Here is a 14943-nt window from a genome sequence, read left to right on the forward strand (position 1 = left end):
CACCGCGCGTCCTCACTATCGTGGTCGCATGGTTGAGCGCGGACCCGCCGATCGGCTCCCTCGGGACTTGGTCGATCTCGTCGACTCCTGGTCGACCGTCCCCGCGTTCGTCCACGACCGCCACTTCACGGTGCTGCACGCCAACCCCCTCGCCCAGGCCTTGTCGCAGGCCTTCCGTCCAGGAGCCAACCTGCTGCGCTCGACCTTCCTCCGTCCGGAGGTCCTCCAGGCGAGTCCCGATCCCGGCCTCGTCACCGAGCATGTGGTGGGCGAACTCCGGAAGTCGCTCGGCACCCACGAGTGGGACGCGGTCTTCGAGGGCCTCGTGGACGAGCTCCGCACCGGGAACAGCCGCTTCGCCGAGGCCTGGGCCGAGCTGGAACCAGGCCTCAGACCCGATGTGGCCGAGACGTTCACCTTCGACCGCCCGGATCTCGGGCGTCTCGAGCTGCGCTACCTCCAGTTGGAGGTCCCCGAGCACTTCGGCCTGAGTCTCGTGATCTGGCGAGCGTGCGACGAGGCTTCGGCACGGCTGCTCGCGGTCCTCGCCGGGCAGTCCCCCGATCGAACCTGACGGGCGGGCCACCACGATCCGACCGCCGACGGGCACGATCTCGTCATCCGTCGGAAGGGTTGTCACGCCGTCCCTGCTGGGCTGGAGGCGATCCAGGCCGCAGCGCGGCGCAGCGAGGAGGAACACCATGGATTCGACGGACGACACCGTCCCGCACCACGAGACCCCGAGTCTGGGCAACCCGGACCTCCCGCCGGAGGGCGAGGTGAACACGCTCCGCCACCCGCAGAGCACGCAGATGACCGGCCCGCAGAACCCGGCGATCGCCAGCCAGTTCCCGAACCAGATCGACGCTCCGGGAACCGACATCAGTACGCAGGCGTTCTTCTGGTCGTCGTTCAACATCTCGCCTCGCCGCGTGCAGGACGGCGGGTGGGCGCGCGAGGTGACGAAGCAGGACTTCGCGATCTCCGACGAGATCGCCGGCGTGAACATGTACCTCGAGTCAGGCGGCATCCGCGAGCTCCACTGGCACCAGACGGCCGAGTGGGCCGTCATGACCCGTGGCAGGTGCCGAGTCACCACCCTCAGCCGATCCGGGATGCCCAGCGTCGAGGACGTGGAGGAAGGCGATCTGTGGTTCTTCCCCGCCGGAACGCCGCACTCCCTGCAGGGGCTGGGTCCCGACGGCGCCGAGTTCGTGCTCGCGTTCGACGACGGCGACCAGTCGGAGTCCAACACCCTGCTGCTCACGGACTGGTTCGCCCACACGCCGCCGGACGTGCTGGCGAAGAACTTCGGGGTGGCCCAGGAGACCTTCGCGGACATCCCGCTCCACAACCTCTGGATCTTCCCCGGCGACGAGCCCGGCCCACTCGCCAAGGACCAGGAGGACGCCGGTGTCGAGTGGGGAGCGTCGGAACCGATCATCTTCCGACTGTCGCGGTCCAAGCCACTCCACCGGAACAGCGGCGGAAGCATCCAGATCGCGGACAGCACCAACTTCCCGCTGTCGCAGTCGGTCGCCGCAGCGCTCGTGACGGTGGAACCCGGGTCGATGCGCGAGCTGCACTGGCACCCCAACGCCGACGAGTGGCAGTACTACCTGCGCGGATCCGCCAGGATGACCGTGTTCAACACCGGACCCCACGCGAACACGACCGACTTCCGACCGGGCGACATCGGCGTCGTGAAGAAGAACCTCGGACACTACGTGGAGAACACCGGCGACGACGTGCTCCAGTTCCTCGAGGTGTTCCGCACGGATCGCTACGAGGAGGTCTCCCTCGCGAACTGGCTGGCGCACGTGCCGCCGTCGCTCGTCGCCGCACACCTGAACATCGACGAGGCGACCCTGGCGACCTTCCCCCGGGAAGCGCAGGGGATCACGCCGCTGCGTCCGTGATCCGGGCAGGGTGGCTCTCGGCGGGCCACGCTCGCCCAGGGCCATCCGTCCTAGCTTGAGCGGGACACCACTCGTTCAACCGCGCGGAGGCACCGATGAACAGCGAACGCAGCACGATCGAACCGGCCGAGGGCTCCTGGTCCATCTCGGACGACCGGGCGTTCGTCCTCATCGACATGCTCAGCGACCACCGCGATCGGCGGCGCCACGCGCTCAGGACCGCGCGCTCGAGGCGCTGGCTCGACTCCTACGGTGAGGTGGTCGTGCGTTCGGTGCTGCTCGGGACCACGAGCACGATGGAGCGGGACGAGTATGCGCGGGCCCTCCGTCACGACGGCCGCGACCACACGCTCGTCCTCGATCACGTCGGCGGCTTCGTCCTCGTGACCTCCGAACGACGCGCCGCCTCGCCCGTCGACGAATGGGTCCGTTCCGTCGCGCCGGCCGGTGTCCGCATCTCCGCGATCGGTTCGGCCGTGCTGCACGCGGACGAGGACGACCTGCTCGGCGTCGTCGACGAGGCCCGCACCGCTGCCGAGATCGTCGGTCAGGTCGGGGACGCGCTCGGGTCGACCCGCGCGGAGGATCTCGGCGGGTGGCGACTCCTGCACGCGATCGGTGGCGGGCCGCAGCTCGTGACCTCGGCGTCGCCGGCGGCCGACGAGCTCTGGCACGCGGATCCCGTGCGTCGGGAGACGGTCGAGACCTACCTCGACTCCGGATGCAACGTCGTCGTCGCGTGCGAGCGGCTCCACATCCACCGCACGACGCTCTACTACCGGCTCGACACCATGCCGGAGGTCGTGCGCGACGCGCTTGCCGACGGCTTGAAGCGGAGCACGCTGCACCTGTCGCTGAAGCTGCTCCGCCTCTGGAACGACGTCCCCACCGCGTCGGAGCGGTCGTCCGCGTCCAGCCGACGCCGACGTGTTCCGGAGACCCGTGCCGTCGCCCCGGTGCGGCAGCTGCACCCGCAGTCCGCGGGCACCGAGTAGGAGGGCGACGTGACCACTTCAGCGCGACGCGTCCCGATCGAGCCTCAGGCCGTGGACGCGCCGCTCAGCGGGACCGCCGTCTTCCTCGTGCTCACCGTGCGCGACGCGGCAGGCGCGTTCGACACCGTCCGCAGCACCCTGGCGGGTGTCGCCGACGTCCTGAAGAACGTCGCCTTCCGCGATCTCGACGCCGCCCTGTCCTGCACCGTCGGGATCGGCGCGCGCGTCTGGGGCGAGCTCACCCGCGGTCCCGCGCCGAAGGAGCTCCATGTCTTCCCCGCGGTCGTCGGCGACCGGCACACCGCACCCTCCACGCCCGGCGACGTCCTGCTCCACATCCGTGCTGCGAGACGCGACCTGTGCTTCGAGTTCGAGCGGCAGCTCCTGGACCTGCTCGGCGATGCCGTCGAGGTCGTGGACGAGACGGTCGGCTTCCGGTACTTCGACGTCCGCGACCTGCTCGGCTTCGTCGACGGCACCGCGAACCCCGTCGGCCAGGACCTTCCCGACGCCACGCTCGTCGGTGACGAGGACCCTGCCTTCGCCGGTGGCAGCTACGTCGTGGTGCAGAAGTACACGCATCCGCTGGACCGCTGGCGGGCGCTCACCACCGAGCAGCAGGAGGCGATCATCGGCCGCACCAAGGCCGACAACGTCGAACTCGACGATGCGGAGACCGGCCAGAAGTCGCACAAGACCCTGTCCACGATCGTCGTCGACGGTGCCGAGCACGACATCCTCCGCGACAACATGCCGTTCGGGAGTCCGGCCGGCGGCGAGTTCGGCACCTACTTCATCGGGTACGCCCGACGGCTCTGGGTCATCGAACGGATGCTCGAGCGCATGTTCATCGGTGACCCGCCAGGACTCCACGACCGACTCCTCGACTTCTCGACGGCCCAGACCGGCTCCGTGTTCTTCGCTCCGAGCGCCGCCTTCCTCGAGGCGATGGACGACGATCCGGCCCCGTCCGGCCCCGCTGATCCGGCGAGCGCCGTCGTCCCTGCCACGCCACCCTCGACCGCCGACGGCTCCCTCGGTCTCGGGTCGCTCCGCACCGCACCCGAAAGGACGTGACCGTGAACAACCATCTCTTCCGACACCTCGCACCGATCACCGATGAGACCTGGCAGATGCTCGACGACGAGGCCCGTGCGCGCCTCACCCCGGTGCTCGGTGGCCGACGGGTGGTCGACTTCGCCGGACCGCTGGGTTGGGAGCACTCCTCCACCGACATCGGCCGTGTCGGCGCGGTCGTCGACGCCCCGATGGACGGAGTGATCGCCCGACAGCGCGCGGTGCTGCCGCTGACCGAAGTGCGTGCCGACTTCGCGCTGGTGCGCAGCGAGCTGGACAGCGCGGCCCGAGGTGCACTCGACGTGGACCTCTCCCCGCTCGACGACGCGGTCACCCGCTTGTCCACGGTGGAGAACGCGGCGATCCTGTCCGGCTGGTCCGCGGCCGGGTACACGGGTGCGACGGCTGCCTCGCCGCATCCTCCATTGACGAGGGACGACGACCCGACGCGGTTCGCACAGGTGGTCGCCACGGCGGTCGAGACGCTCGCGCGAGCCGGGGTCGGCGGCCCTTACGCCCTGGCCGTCGACGCTCCGGGCTGGGTGTCGGTCACGGGCGGCAACGACAGCGGTGGCGCGCGGCTGTCCTCGCACATCGAGGCGATCCTCGGCGGGAAGGTCGTCTGGACGCCCGGCATCGAGGGAGCCGTCGTCCTCAGCCGACGCGGCGGCGACTTCCTGTTCGAATCCGGTCAGGACATCGCCCTCGGCTATACGGCGCACTCGGCCGAGTCGGTGAGCCTCTATCTGGAGGAGAGTTTCAGCTTCCGCGTCGTGACGCCAGAGGCTGCCGTCGCGATCCGTTAGCGCGGCGACACGGCTCCGTCGATCGGGTCAGCCAGGGGCGACCGGGTCTGCAGGGACGCCTCGGCCACGCCGACACCCGTCGTGCGGAACCGTCGTTGGTACTCGGAGGGCGTCGTGTTGTACCGTGCCGCGAACGCGCGGCGGAAGGCGATCGGGCTGGCGTACCCGGCGGCAGCGGCGACCTGCCCCACCGTGTCCCCGGCCTCCAGCATGCCGAGCGCGACGTCGAGTCGGAGCGAGCCGACGTACTGGATGGGCGTCATGCCGAGCTCGTCCCGGATGACCCGGTTGAGATGGCGGACGCCGACGTTCGCGTGTGCGGCGATGTCGGCCAACGATCCCGCCCGGGTCGGATCGCCGTGGATGTAGTCCGCGACGGCCTTCGCGATCGAGGTCCGCGCCGGCTTCGCGCGGACGGAGGCGGAGAACTGCGACTGGCCGCCGGACCTGCGCATGTAGACGAGCAGCAGCTGCGCGATGGAGCGTGCGACGTCCGCACCGTGGTCCTCCTCCACGATCGCGAGCGCGAGGTCGATCCCGGCGGCGACCCCGGCCGAGGAGTAGGTGTCACCGTCGCGGACGAAGATCGAGTCGGGACGGACGTCGATGGAAGGGTAGGCGGTGGCGAGCGCGCCGGTGAACTTCCAGTGGGTCGTCGCCGACTTGCCGTCGAGGAGCCCGGTGACCGCGAGGGCGAACGCGCCGCTGCAGATCGAAGCCACCCGCTCGGCTCGGGCCGCGAGGAGGCGGACAGCAGTCTGCACCTCCTCCGGGCGGTACACCTGTGGTGCGGACTCGCTCCCCGGGACGATCACGAGGTCGAGCGGTCCGCTGTCGGCCGCGGCGGCGTCCACGCCGACCCGGAGTCCCATCGACGTGACGACGTCCTCGCCGTCGTGGGAGAAGAACCGGACGTCGTAGCCGTCGACGCGCTGGTTCGCCTCGGTGAACACCTCGGCCGGGCCGACGAAGTCGAGCGTCTTCACCTGGTCGAACAGGAAGATCCCGACGCGGCGTCGTCGCGAAGGCCCTCCGAGGGTGGGCTGTGGTCCTGGCTCCTGCTGGGGCGGGCTCATCCCCACATCCTGCCCGACGAGAGCGCCCCGGCCAACGTCGGATTCGACTTCTGTCGCACCTGCCGCCGACGAACGTCCGAAGACTCCGGCCCGGCGCCGGCGTAGCCTCGGTCGGACCGGCCCGCCGCCTGGGATCCGGGCCATCCACTCCACGACGCCCAAGGAGATCCGCTCATGCGACTCGAACGCGCGGGGACCATCCCCCTCGACCTCACCCATCGCACCGCGCTGGTGACCGGCTCGACGAGCGGGATCGGTTACGCCATCGCCGCGCGGCTCGTCGAGGCGGGGGCGGACGTCATCGTCAACGGTCGCGACGCCGATCGCCTCGAGGCCGCTGTCCTGTCACTCGACACCGAATCGGTGGAGTCGGTGCGCGGGATCACGGCCGACGCGACCACCCGGGAGGGAGCTGAACGGCTCGTCGCCGAGGCCGGCCAGGTCGACATCCTCGTCAACAACCTCGGTGTCTTCGAGGCCGTACCGCCGCTGGACATCACCGACGAGCAGTGGCGGGCGATGTTCGACGTGAACGTCCTGTCGGCCGCGAGGCTCACGCGACTCCTCCTCCCCGAGATGACCGAGCGGCGCTGGGGTCGTGTCGTCAACATCGCCAGCGACTCCGCCGTGGTCATCCCCGAGGAGATGATCCACTACGGCATGTCGAAGACCGCACTCCTCGCGGTGAGCCGCGGCTTCGCGAAGGCCGCCGCCGGGACGGGCGTGACGGTGAACTCGGTGATCGCCGGCCCCACCCACACGCCGGGCGTGGAGACCTTCGTCCGGCAGCTCGTCGGCGACGAGCTCGAGTGGGACGACGCCCAGCGGGAGTTCATGCGGCTGCACCGCCCGCAGTCGCTGATCGGCCGCCTCCTCGAACCCATCGAGATCGCGAACCTCGTGGTGTACCTCGCCTCTCCGCTCGCGTCCGGCACCACCGGCGGCGCGCTCCGGGTCGACGGCGGCTACGTCGACTCGATCCTGCCCTGACGTCGACACCGACCGAGAGCCGAGCGACCCGATGACGACCTCCCCTGTTTCGACCCGATCCCGCGTCTCCCACGGTGCCGGGTTCTGGATCGTCGCGACCACGTTCCTGCTGGTGATGGCCTACTCGACCGTCCCGACGCCGCTGTACGCGCTGTACCAGGCGAGGGACGGGTTCCCCGTATCGACGATCACCGTCATCTTCGCCGCCTACGCCGTCGGCGTCGTGTTCAGCCTCTTCTTCGTCGGCCACATCAGCGACTGGGTCGGGCGGCGGCGGATGCTGCTCATCGCGATCCTGATCTCGGCGCTGTCGGCAGTGCTGTTCCTCCTCTGGAGCAGCGTCGAGGGGTTGATCGTCGCGCGGGTCGTCAACGGCGTCAGCGTCGGCGTGCTCACCGCGACGGCGACCGCGCACCTCGGCGAACTGCGCGCGGTCGCCCGGCCGGACGAGAACTCGATCGTCGCGGCATCGGTCGCCGGGGCAAGCAACCTGGGCGGTCTCGCCCTCGGACCACTCATCGGAGGACTCTTCGCCGAGTTCCTCCCGAACCCGCTGGTGCTCCCGCACGCGGTGTTCCTCGTCGCGCTCGTCATCGCCGCGATCGTCATGGTCTCCGTGCCCGAGACCGTCGAGCAGAGCGAACCACGGAGGCGCTATCGACCACAGCGCCTCGCGGTCCCGGCGTCGTCCCGCGGGGCGTTCATCGCGGCAGGGTTCGGTGCCGTCGCGGGGTTCGCGCTCCTCGGACTGTTCACCTCGCTCGCGCCCACCATCCTCATCGGCACCTTCGACGCCACCGACCACCTGCTCGCCGGTGTGACGACCTTCTCCGTGTTCGGAGCCGCCGCGCTCGGTCAGGTGCTGCTCGCCCGACTCCCGTTGCAGCGCCAACTCCTGATCGCGACGGTCAGCTGCGGTGTCGGACTCGCCGCGGTCGCCGCGGGGGCGGTCCTGCCGCAGCTGGGGGTCTTCCTCGTCGGCGGTGTCATCGCCGGACTCGGTGTCGGCGTCCTGTTCAAGTCGGCGATCGCGACCGCCGGATCGCTCGCCGACCCCGCCCGCCGGGGCGAGACGCTGTCGCTCGTGTTCCTGATCGCCTACTGCGGCCTCGCTCTCCCGGTGCTCGCCATCGGCTTCGCCCTCACCTTCGCACCGGAGATCGACGTGCTACTGATCTTCGTCTCGCTCGTACTGGTGACGACGGTGCTCGCCGGTGTCGCGATGACCCGGCGAGCGGCCGGACGCCCCTGACCGGGCCCGGCTGCCACTGAACGGGCGGTGTCGGCTTCGGCCTACCCGAACGTCTCGGCGAGGTAGCGATGGACGAGGGAGACCGCCATCGCACCCTCGCCGACGGCCGACGCGACCCGCTTGATGGAGTTGGCGCGGACGTCTCCGGCGGCGAACACACCGGGCTGGTTCGTCTCGAGGTGCAGGGGCTGACGGCGGAGCGGCCACGCCGACAGGTGCTCCGGCAGCAGGTCGCCTCCGGTGAGCAGGAAACCGCGAGGGTCCAGCGCGACCGCGGAGTCGCTGGCCCAGGCGGTGTTGGGGCTCCCGCCGATGCAGATGAACAGGCGCGACGCAGGCACGTCGGTCGTCGTCCCGGCCGAGTCGACGGTCAGTGACTGCAGGCGGTCCTCGCCGTGGAGTGCGGTGACCGTCGTGTCCACGAGGATCTCGACGTTGGGGGCCGCGAGCAAGCGGCGCAGGAGGTAGGTCGACGTCGACGAGAGGGAGTGACCGCGGACGAGGACGGTGACCCGCTCAGCGTGCGCGGCGAGGTTCATCGCCGCCTGGCCCGCCGAGTTCGCACCGCCCACGATGTAGACGTGCTCGCCGACGCACGAGGACGCTTCGCTCGTGCCGGCGCCGTAGTAGACACCGGAGCCCTCCAGCTCGTCCTCCTTCGGCAAGCCGAGGCGACGCCACTGCACCCCCGTCGCGCAGACGACCGCCCGTGCGGAGAGTCGCGAGCCGTCCGCGAGCTCGGCCTGCATGTGATGGTCGCCGAAGCTCCGGCTCAGACTGTGACGCATGACGAGCAGTTCGGCGCCGAACGCGATCGCCTGTCGTCGCGCCTGCTCAGCGAGCGCTGCGCCTGAGATGCCATGCGCGAAGCCGAGGTAGTTCTCGATGAGGCTGCTGGAACCGGCCTGACCGCCGACGGCGTCCCGTTCGACCACGGCGACATCGAGTCCCTCGGACGCCGCATAGACCGCGGCCGAAAGCCCGGCCGGTCCGGCACCGTAGACGAGGACGTCGTACTCGCTGCGTTGCGGTCGCTTGATCCACCCGAAGTGTTCGGCGATCTGCGCGGGCGTCGGATCGGCGAGCCGGGTGCCGTCGGGGAAGGCGACGACGGGAAGCCGGGCCTCTGCCAAACCCGAACCGAGCTGTGTCCGACAGTCCTCGTCCGTCTCGACCACCACCGTCTGGAACGGGACACCGCTGCGGGTGAGGTAGTCGCGGATCGCGAAGGCCTCGCGACCGAAGGACCGCTCGAACACGAGCAGTGGTGCGATCGCCACCTCCCCGACGACGGTCATGAACCGAGGAGTCGTTCCCACTGGGCGGGGACACGATCGTGCGGCCCGGGGACCGTCTGCGAGCGCGGGTGACTGAGCGGGGGCGCGAGGGTGGGACCGGCGAACGACTCCTCCGTGCCGTAGTCGTAGAACCAGTCCTCGCCCGGCTCGTAGCTGCGGATCACGCGATGACCGGTGGTGGTCGCGTGCTTCGTCGCGTGCTTGTTCAGGGAGTCGTCGCAGCATCCGATGTGCCCGCAGAACGTGCAGCGGCGGAGATGCAGCCACCAACTGTCGGTCGCCTCGCACTCGACGCAACCGGGCCCGGACGGCGGGACGTCCGGCTTGATGTACTGCTCGACGTCGTCCATGGTGTTCTCCTCCTGATGAGTGTGCGGTCAGAGCTGCAGGGAACGAGCGATGCGACGTCCGTAGTCGCTGATCGCCCGCGCGACCGGGAGTCGTTCGGCCTCGTACTGCGCGAGCGCCGCCTCGACACCGAGCCCCAGGTCCAGGCCCGCGGCGAGCGCGAGTGCATCGCCGGCCGCTTTGGCGGCTCCCCTGGCGGTGTGCGGGCGGACCACGGCTGCAGCGTCTCCGAGGAGCGCGATGCGACCGCTCGTCATGCGCGGCGGCACGTAGTCGTAGATCGCCTGCATGAATGGGCGCGGCTCGGCTGCCACCGCTGCGGCGAACGGCGGCGGGAGGAGCTGCTCCGCCTCGGCGAGGAGTCGTTCGCGGAGCTCGTTCGGCAGGTCGTCGGGCGCGGTCGAAGAGCTCCCGGCCGGCCGGTGCGTCAGCCGCATGAGGTCGGCGAGTTCGTGCTCGGACATGCTGCGGTACCAGACCCAGCTGTAGCGGCGTGCACCGGGCTCGGTCTCCCCGTCCGCGCCGGGGACGAGGTACCCGAGCATGTGCACCTCGGGACCGGAGTAGAAGGCGAAACGTCCGAGCAAGGTGCGTGCGGCGGCGGCTGGGAGCTCGGCTTCGGGGATGAGGCCGCGCCAGGTGATGTACCCGGCGTACCGGTTGCGTTCGTCGTCGGGGGCGACGGCATGCCTGGTGACCGAACGGAGTCCGTCGGCGCCGACGACGAGGTCGAACTCGTGCAGCTCCCCCGTCGCCGTCTCGACGGTGGCACCCTCGTCGCGGTCGTGCACGGTGGCGACTGCCTGTCCGAGCCGGTACCCCTCGGGCGGGACGAGGCTGCGGAAGACCGAGTAGGTGTGGTCCCAGGAGACTTGGATCTGCGGTGTGGGGTCGCTCGTCAGGACCCGGCCGTCTCGAGCGAGGGTGATGCGATCGGTGGCGACCACGCCGACGCGGGCCTCGGCGTCACGGCCCACCGCGTGCAGCAGGTCGTAGAGCTCCTGCTGGGCGACGAGCCCCGCGCCGCGGCGTTCGAGCCCGGTCCTGGACCGCTCGAAGACCGTCACACGATGTCCGCGACGCGTGAGGAGGGAAGCCGCGAACAGGCCACCGAGGGAGCCGCCCACGATCCCGATCGACAGGCGCTCTCCAGCAGGTGTCGCTCGCATCGCGCCCCCTTCTGATGGTCTGCTTCCACCGTAGGTCGGGCGGGTCACGCCTCGTTGCGACGTCCGTCGGAAGTCCGGTGCCGAGCCATGCGCGCCGCTCGCCGCTGGAAGACCCCGCGTCACCGACGCGCCCGCTGCACGATGGCGTCGAGGGCGTCGAGGTAGGACTCGAAGGCGACTCGCCCCTCCATCGTGAGTGCGATGCGGCGGCCGCGGCGGTCCGTGTCGCTCTTCCCGACCTCGATCACCCCGGCGTCGGCGAGCGCCGAGAGGTGCTTCGAGAGCGCCGACTTGCTGACGCCGGTGATGCGCAGGAGCGAGGCGAAGTCGGTGTACTCGGCGGGCGCGAGTGCGGACAGCAGGGCGAGGCGGGCAGGCTCGTGGAAGAGCGGGTTCAGCGCCCGGCGGCTGACCGCGGCGTCCTCGGCGCCATCGTCGTCAGGCATCGCGCGACCCCGACCGTCCGCGGAGCGGCGTGGAGCCGTTCGCGAGGCGCACCAGTGCGGGCAGACAGGCGGCGAACACGACGACGGCTGCGACGACCGCGGACACCGTGTTCGGTACGGAGACGCCTGCGGAACGGGCGATCCACTGGGTCACGACGTAGACCACGGCGACCGCAACGCCACTCGCAGTGAGCAGCAGGACGCCGGTCCGGTCCGACCAGTCGAGGCGGAGCCTCACCGGACGCGCGAGGGACAGGGCGACGAACCCGATGGCGACGAGTCCGAGCAGCCAGACCATGTCGAGGTCGACGACGACCCCGAGCGCGATGATGAGTACCGCGGTGAGGATGGCGGTGGTGAGCGCTCCCTGGCGGGCGGAGCGGCGCGAGGCGTCTCGCGCCTGGTTCAAGCGGTCCTGTTCGTCTTCATGATCCATGATCGACCTCCAGTCGTTGCGTCTGAAGAAACTATCACAGTGTTTCCCCAAAGGAAACAACCAGCACCGGGGTCACGGCACGCGAGGTCGCGGTAGCAGCCCCCTTCTCAGGACGGCTCAGCCTCAGCCACGCCGGCGAGGGCACTGACGATCGGGCACGGTACCGACGGATCGACGCACTGGGCATCGAGCAGATCCGAGATCGCGGCTCGCGTCCGTTGCAGGTCGGCGACCTTCTCGTCGATCTCCTGCAGTTTCTGCGCGGCGACCGCGGCGACGTCCCCGGCGGAGGCACCACCAGCCCGCACCGCCTGGGACAGCCGGTCGAAGTCGTGGAGCTCCGCCAGCGTGAACCCGAGCTCTTGGCCGCGACGGAGGAACCGGAGGCGGACGACATCGGTCTCCCGATAGTCGCGATAACCGCCGGTGGTCCGTTCGGGCTCGGCGAGCACACCGGACCGTTCGTAGAACCGGACGGTGGACACCTTCACCTTGGCCAGCCGGGCCAGCTCAGCGATACGCACAAGCCGACCCTAGGCCAAGGCCGCCCGACGAGCCGACAGCATGACGCCGCCCTGGACGACCGCCCACCGCAGCTCGAACACGAGCATCCCGAGGACCAGCGGTGACGCGCCATCCAGCAACGCGGCCCCCATGCCGAGCGAGAAGAGCAACCTCCCAGCCGTGTCGGCCACACCGGCCGCCCACGTCGGGCGCACCAGGCGGAAGGCCGACCAGACCACCACGAGCGAACCCATGAGGTTGGCGAACATCACCGCGAACACGTCTCCAGGGTCGGGAACGACCCCGGGAAGTGCCAGTGCGGAGTGGATGACGCCCAATCCGGCGAACAGCGTCGGTGCGGTGAACGGTAGGGCGAACCCGGCGGTGACGACGAGGTCGTAGAGGGCGGACAGGCGCACGGTGCGTCGCACGATCGAGGAAGTCATGTCCTCACTGTCGACCCTGCACCCCGGTGCAAGGTCAAGGCCCACCCCACACACTCCAGCGAGAGCTCGGTGATGGGCCAAGAGCTCCGGAGACAGCTGGCGGCACGCCGTCTCGGCGATCAGAGGTCGAGGGACAGCCGCCGACCGAGCGCTTCGATCGCGGCCTCGTCGCGCTGATAGTGCGACCACTGGCCGATCCGGGTGCACGTCACGAGGCCGGCACGCTGAAGTGTCGCCATGAACTGCGAGGCGGTCGACTGTGACACCTCGGCCCTCGCCTGGATGTGCTTGAGGCATACGCCGACCTCGGCCGCCGGCTGATCCTGCGGCGGGAACGACTCAGGATCCTTCAACCACCCGAGGATCGCGAGGCGAGTCGGATGGCCGAGCGCTTTGAAGATCGCCACCAGGTCCAAGTCGTCAGCGTTCGTCATACGTCGACCATATCGCAATATCGCGATTCCACGATGTTGTGCGACACTGTGGATCGGTAAATCGCGATCTAACGATGGAGATGTCATGACACAGCACACAGCACTGGTGGTCGGAGCCCGCGGAGTGATCGGCGGGAACCTGATCACACACCTCGAGGGGCTCGGCTGGGACGTGATCGGGTTGTCCCGCCGCGGCGGTACCGACCGGGGATCAGTCAGGCACCTCGCGGTGGACCTGCTCGACCGCGACGCGACCATCCACCAGTTGCGGGGCCTGTCGGAGGTGACGCACCTGTTCTACGCCGCCTACCAGGACCGCCCCAGCTGGGCCGAGCTCGTCGCACCGAACCTCGCGATGCTCACCAACGTCGTCGACGCCGTCGAAGCCGTCGCGCCGGGCCTCGAACACATCAGTCTGATGCAGGGCTACAAGGTCTACGGCGCACACCTGGGGCCCTTCGCGACACCCGCGAAGGAGTCCGACCCGCCGCACATGCCGCCGGAGTTCAACGTCGACCAGCAGCAGTTCCTCGAGCGCCGCCAGGTCGGGGCGGCCTGGTCATGGTCGGCGTTGCGGCCGTCGGTCGTCGCCGGGATCGGCCTGGGCAACCCGATGAACCTGGCGATGGTCATCGCCGTCTACGCGTCCATGAGCAAGGAACTGGGCATCCCGCTGCGCTTCCCCGGCAGGCCCGGCGCGTACACGAGCCTCATCGAGATGACGGACGCCGACCTCCTCGCGAAGGCCACGGTGTGGGCGGCGACCACGGAGCATGCCCGCAACGAGGCGTTCAACATCACGAACGGCGACGTGTTCCGGTGGTCGTCGATGTGGCCGAAGATCGCCGCCTTCTTCGACCTCGACGGCGCGCCGCCACTCGAGATGAGCCTCGCCGAGGTGATGGCCGACAAGGAGGCCCTGTGGAACGCGATGGTCGAGCGGCACGGCCTCGCGCCCACCAGCTACGCCGAGGTGTCGTCGTGGGCGTTCGGCGACTTCGTCTTCGCGTGGGACTACGACGTCATCGCCGACACCTCGAAGTCCCGCCGAGCCGGATTCCACGAGTACGTCGACACGGAGGCGATGTTCCTCCGGATCTTCCAGGACCTGCGGGAGCAGCGACTCATCCCGTAGGCGTCGGGTCGGTGATCCGCACAGGACGGATCACCGATCCACCGGATGGTCGATGTGCCGGCCGCCATCGCCTGACTAGCGTCGCAGTATGGCCGAGCGAACCGCATCACCGACACTGCCGCTCCGGCCCGATCCCACGCGCGGTTCTGGGCACGACCAGGTGGTGCGACATCGACAGCTCCGAGCCGCAGGCATCCTGCTCCTGCTGCAGGGTGTCCTGATGGAGGGGCTGGTCGCCCTGGCGCTGCCGGTACTCCTGATCCTCGGCGTTGCGCCAGACGATCTCCCGACGGGGATCCACGTCTTCGCGCTCCCCTACCTCGACGACAACCTCGGCGTCATGATGTTCATGAGCGGTGTCTTCGGTGCGCTCAGGACGATCGGAGCTATCGGGGTCCTCCGCAATCGGCAGTGGGGCTTCGCGCTGTCACTCGTGAACTGCACCGTGACGCTGGTGCTGATGATCTTCATGCTGCCCGCCGGAGTGGCGGACGGGCTCCTCTCGGGCGGCGCGCTCCTGCTGCTCCTGCTGGGGTGGTTCGGACGGGCGGAGATCCTGCCGGAGCCGCGGTCGGCGGCGTAGAGCTGGGATCGCCACGGACACTCCGGTGA

At 69.7% G+C, this 14943-nt stretch carries 18 protein-coding genes; 9 read left to right on the forward strand and 9 right to left on the reverse strand.

Going from position 1 to position 14943, the window contains the following annotated elements:
• The first annotated feature begins 28 nt into the window (after positions 1-28).
• From IFU11_RS15715 to IFU11_RS15735, 5 genes are all read left to right on the forward strand, one after another.
• The gene (locus IFU11_RS15715; RefSeq protein WP_192019550.1) at positions 29-574 is read left to right on the forward strand and encodes an MmyB family transcriptional regulator; all 546 of its coding nucleotides are present in this window, start codon (positions 29-31) and stop codon (positions 572-574) included.
• Between the two features lie 127 nt (positions 575-701).
• The gene (locus IFU11_RS15720; RefSeq protein ID WP_192019551.1) at positions 702-1919 is read left to right on the forward strand and encodes a cupin domain-containing protein; all 1218 of its coding nucleotides are present in this window, start codon (positions 702-704) and stop codon (positions 1917-1919) included.
• A gap of 95 nt (positions 1920-2014) precedes the next feature.
• The gene (locus tag IFU11_RS15725; protein ID WP_192019552.1) at positions 2015-2914 is read left to right on the forward strand and encodes a helix-turn-helix domain-containing protein; all 900 of its coding nucleotides are present in this window, start codon (positions 2015-2017) and stop codon (positions 2912-2914) included.
• A gap of 9 nt (positions 2915-2923) precedes the next feature.
• Positions 2924-3991 carry a Dyp-type peroxidase gene (locus tag IFU11_RS15730; protein ID WP_192019553.1) on the forward strand — a complete coding sequence of 356 codons (1068 nt, stop codon included), beginning with the start codon at positions 2924-2926 and terminating at the stop codon, positions 3989-3991.
• Positions 3992-3993: 2 nt separating this feature from the next.
• A complete protein-coding gene (locus IFU11_RS15735) occupies positions 3994-4797 on the forward strand; it encodes a family 1 encapsulin nanocompartment shell protein (protein WP_192019554.1) in 804 nt (267 codons plus the stop codon).
• Here IFU11_RS15735 and IFU11_RS15740 read toward each other — a convergent pair.
• Positions 4794-5873, reverse strand: a complete 1080-nt coding sequence (locus IFU11_RS15740; protein ID WP_192019555.1) for a GlxA family transcriptional regulator — start codon at positions 5871-5873, stop codon at positions 4794-4796. The two genes, IFU11_RS15735 and IFU11_RS15740, sit on opposite strands and share 4 nt — an antisense overlap.
• Before the next feature lie 174 nt (positions 5874-6047).
• Between IFU11_RS15740 and IFU11_RS15745 the strand changes: the two genes are divergently transcribed.
• Positions 6048-6863 (forward strand): SDR family NAD(P)-dependent oxidoreductase, encoded by an 816-nt coding sequence (locus IFU11_RS15745; protein ID WP_199862340.1) that lies wholly within the window; start codon positions 6048-6050, stop codon positions 6861-6863.
• A 31-nt stretch (positions 6864-6894) separates the two neighbouring features.
• Entirely contained in the window at positions 6895-8115 is a 1221-nt protein-coding gene (locus IFU11_RS15750) for an MFS transporter (protein WP_191939870.1), read from the forward strand.
• Positions 8116-8156: 41 nt separating this feature from the next.
• On the opposite strand, the gene IFU11_RS15755 is transcribed toward IFU11_RS15750, so the two are convergent.
• The 8 genes from IFU11_RS15755 to IFU11_RS15790 form a co-directional block, all read right to left on the reverse strand.
• Positions 8157-9413, reverse strand: coding sequence for an FAD-dependent oxidoreductase (locus IFU11_RS15755; protein ID WP_192019556.1), 1257 nt, complete (start codon positions 9411-9413; stop codon positions 8157-8159).
• The gene (locus IFU11_RS15760; RefSeq protein WP_191939872.1) at positions 9410-9763 is read right to left on the reverse strand and encodes a UBP-type zinc finger domain-containing protein; all 354 of its coding nucleotides are present in this window, start codon (positions 9761-9763) and stop codon (positions 9410-9412) included. The genes IFU11_RS15755 and IFU11_RS15760 overlap by 4 nt, the downstream gene beginning before the upstream one ends.
• A 27-nt stretch (positions 9764-9790) precedes the next feature.
• Positions 9791-10930 (reverse strand): FAD binding domain-containing protein, encoded by a 1140-nt coding sequence (locus IFU11_RS15765; protein ID WP_192019557.1) that lies wholly within the window; start codon positions 10928-10930, stop codon positions 9791-9793.
• A 119-nt stretch (positions 10931-11049) separates the two neighbouring features.
• Positions 11050-11376 carry a transcriptional regulator gene (locus tag IFU11_RS15770; protein WP_191939874.1) on the reverse strand — a complete coding sequence of 109 codons (327 nt, stop codon included), beginning with the start codon at positions 11374-11376 and terminating at the stop codon, positions 11050-11052.
• Positions 11369-11812: a hypothetical protein gene (locus tag IFU11_RS15775; protein ID WP_191939875.1), complete on the reverse strand. Its 444-nt coding sequence runs from the start codon at positions 11810-11812 to the stop codon at positions 11369-11371. Before IFU11_RS15775 ends, IFU11_RS15770 begins: the two co-directional genes overlap by 8 nt.
• Before the next feature lie 107 nt (positions 11813-11919).
• Positions 11920-12336, reverse strand: coding sequence for a heavy metal-responsive transcriptional regulator (locus IFU11_RS15780; protein ID WP_192019558.1), 417 nt, complete (start codon positions 12334-12336; stop codon positions 11920-11922).
• A 9-nt stretch (positions 12337-12345) separates the two neighbouring features.
• Positions 12346-12762, reverse strand: coding sequence for a hypothetical protein (locus tag IFU11_RS15785; RefSeq protein WP_192019559.1), 417 nt, complete (start codon positions 12760-12762; stop codon positions 12346-12348).
• 119 nt (positions 12763-12881) lie between these two features.
• Positions 12882-13196 carry an ArsR/SmtB family transcription factor gene (locus IFU11_RS15790; protein ID WP_191939878.1) on the reverse strand — a complete coding sequence of 105 codons (315 nt, stop codon included), beginning with the start codon at positions 13194-13196 and terminating at the stop codon, positions 12882-12884.
• 85 nt (positions 13197-13281) lie between these two features.
• Between IFU11_RS15790 and IFU11_RS15795 the strand changes: the two genes are divergently transcribed.
• On the forward strand, positions 13282-14331 hold the full coding sequence (locus IFU11_RS15795) for an SDR family oxidoreductase (RefSeq protein WP_191939879.1): 1050 nt from the start codon (positions 13282-13284) through the stop codon (positions 14329-14331).
• A gap of 88 nt (positions 14332-14419) precedes the next feature.
• Positions 14420-14914, forward strand: coding sequence for a hypothetical protein (locus IFU11_RS15800; RefSeq protein WP_191939880.1), 495 nt, complete (start codon positions 14420-14422; stop codon positions 14912-14914).
• Positions 14915-14943 lie beyond the last annotated feature (29 nt).

Origin of the sequence: Plantibacter sp. CFBP 8804 (genome assembly GCF_014841225.1) — a bacterium.
In the GTDB taxonomy this organism is placed as follows: Bacteria; Actinomycetota; Actinomycetes; order Actinomycetales; family Microbacteriaceae; genus Plantibacter; species Plantibacter auratus.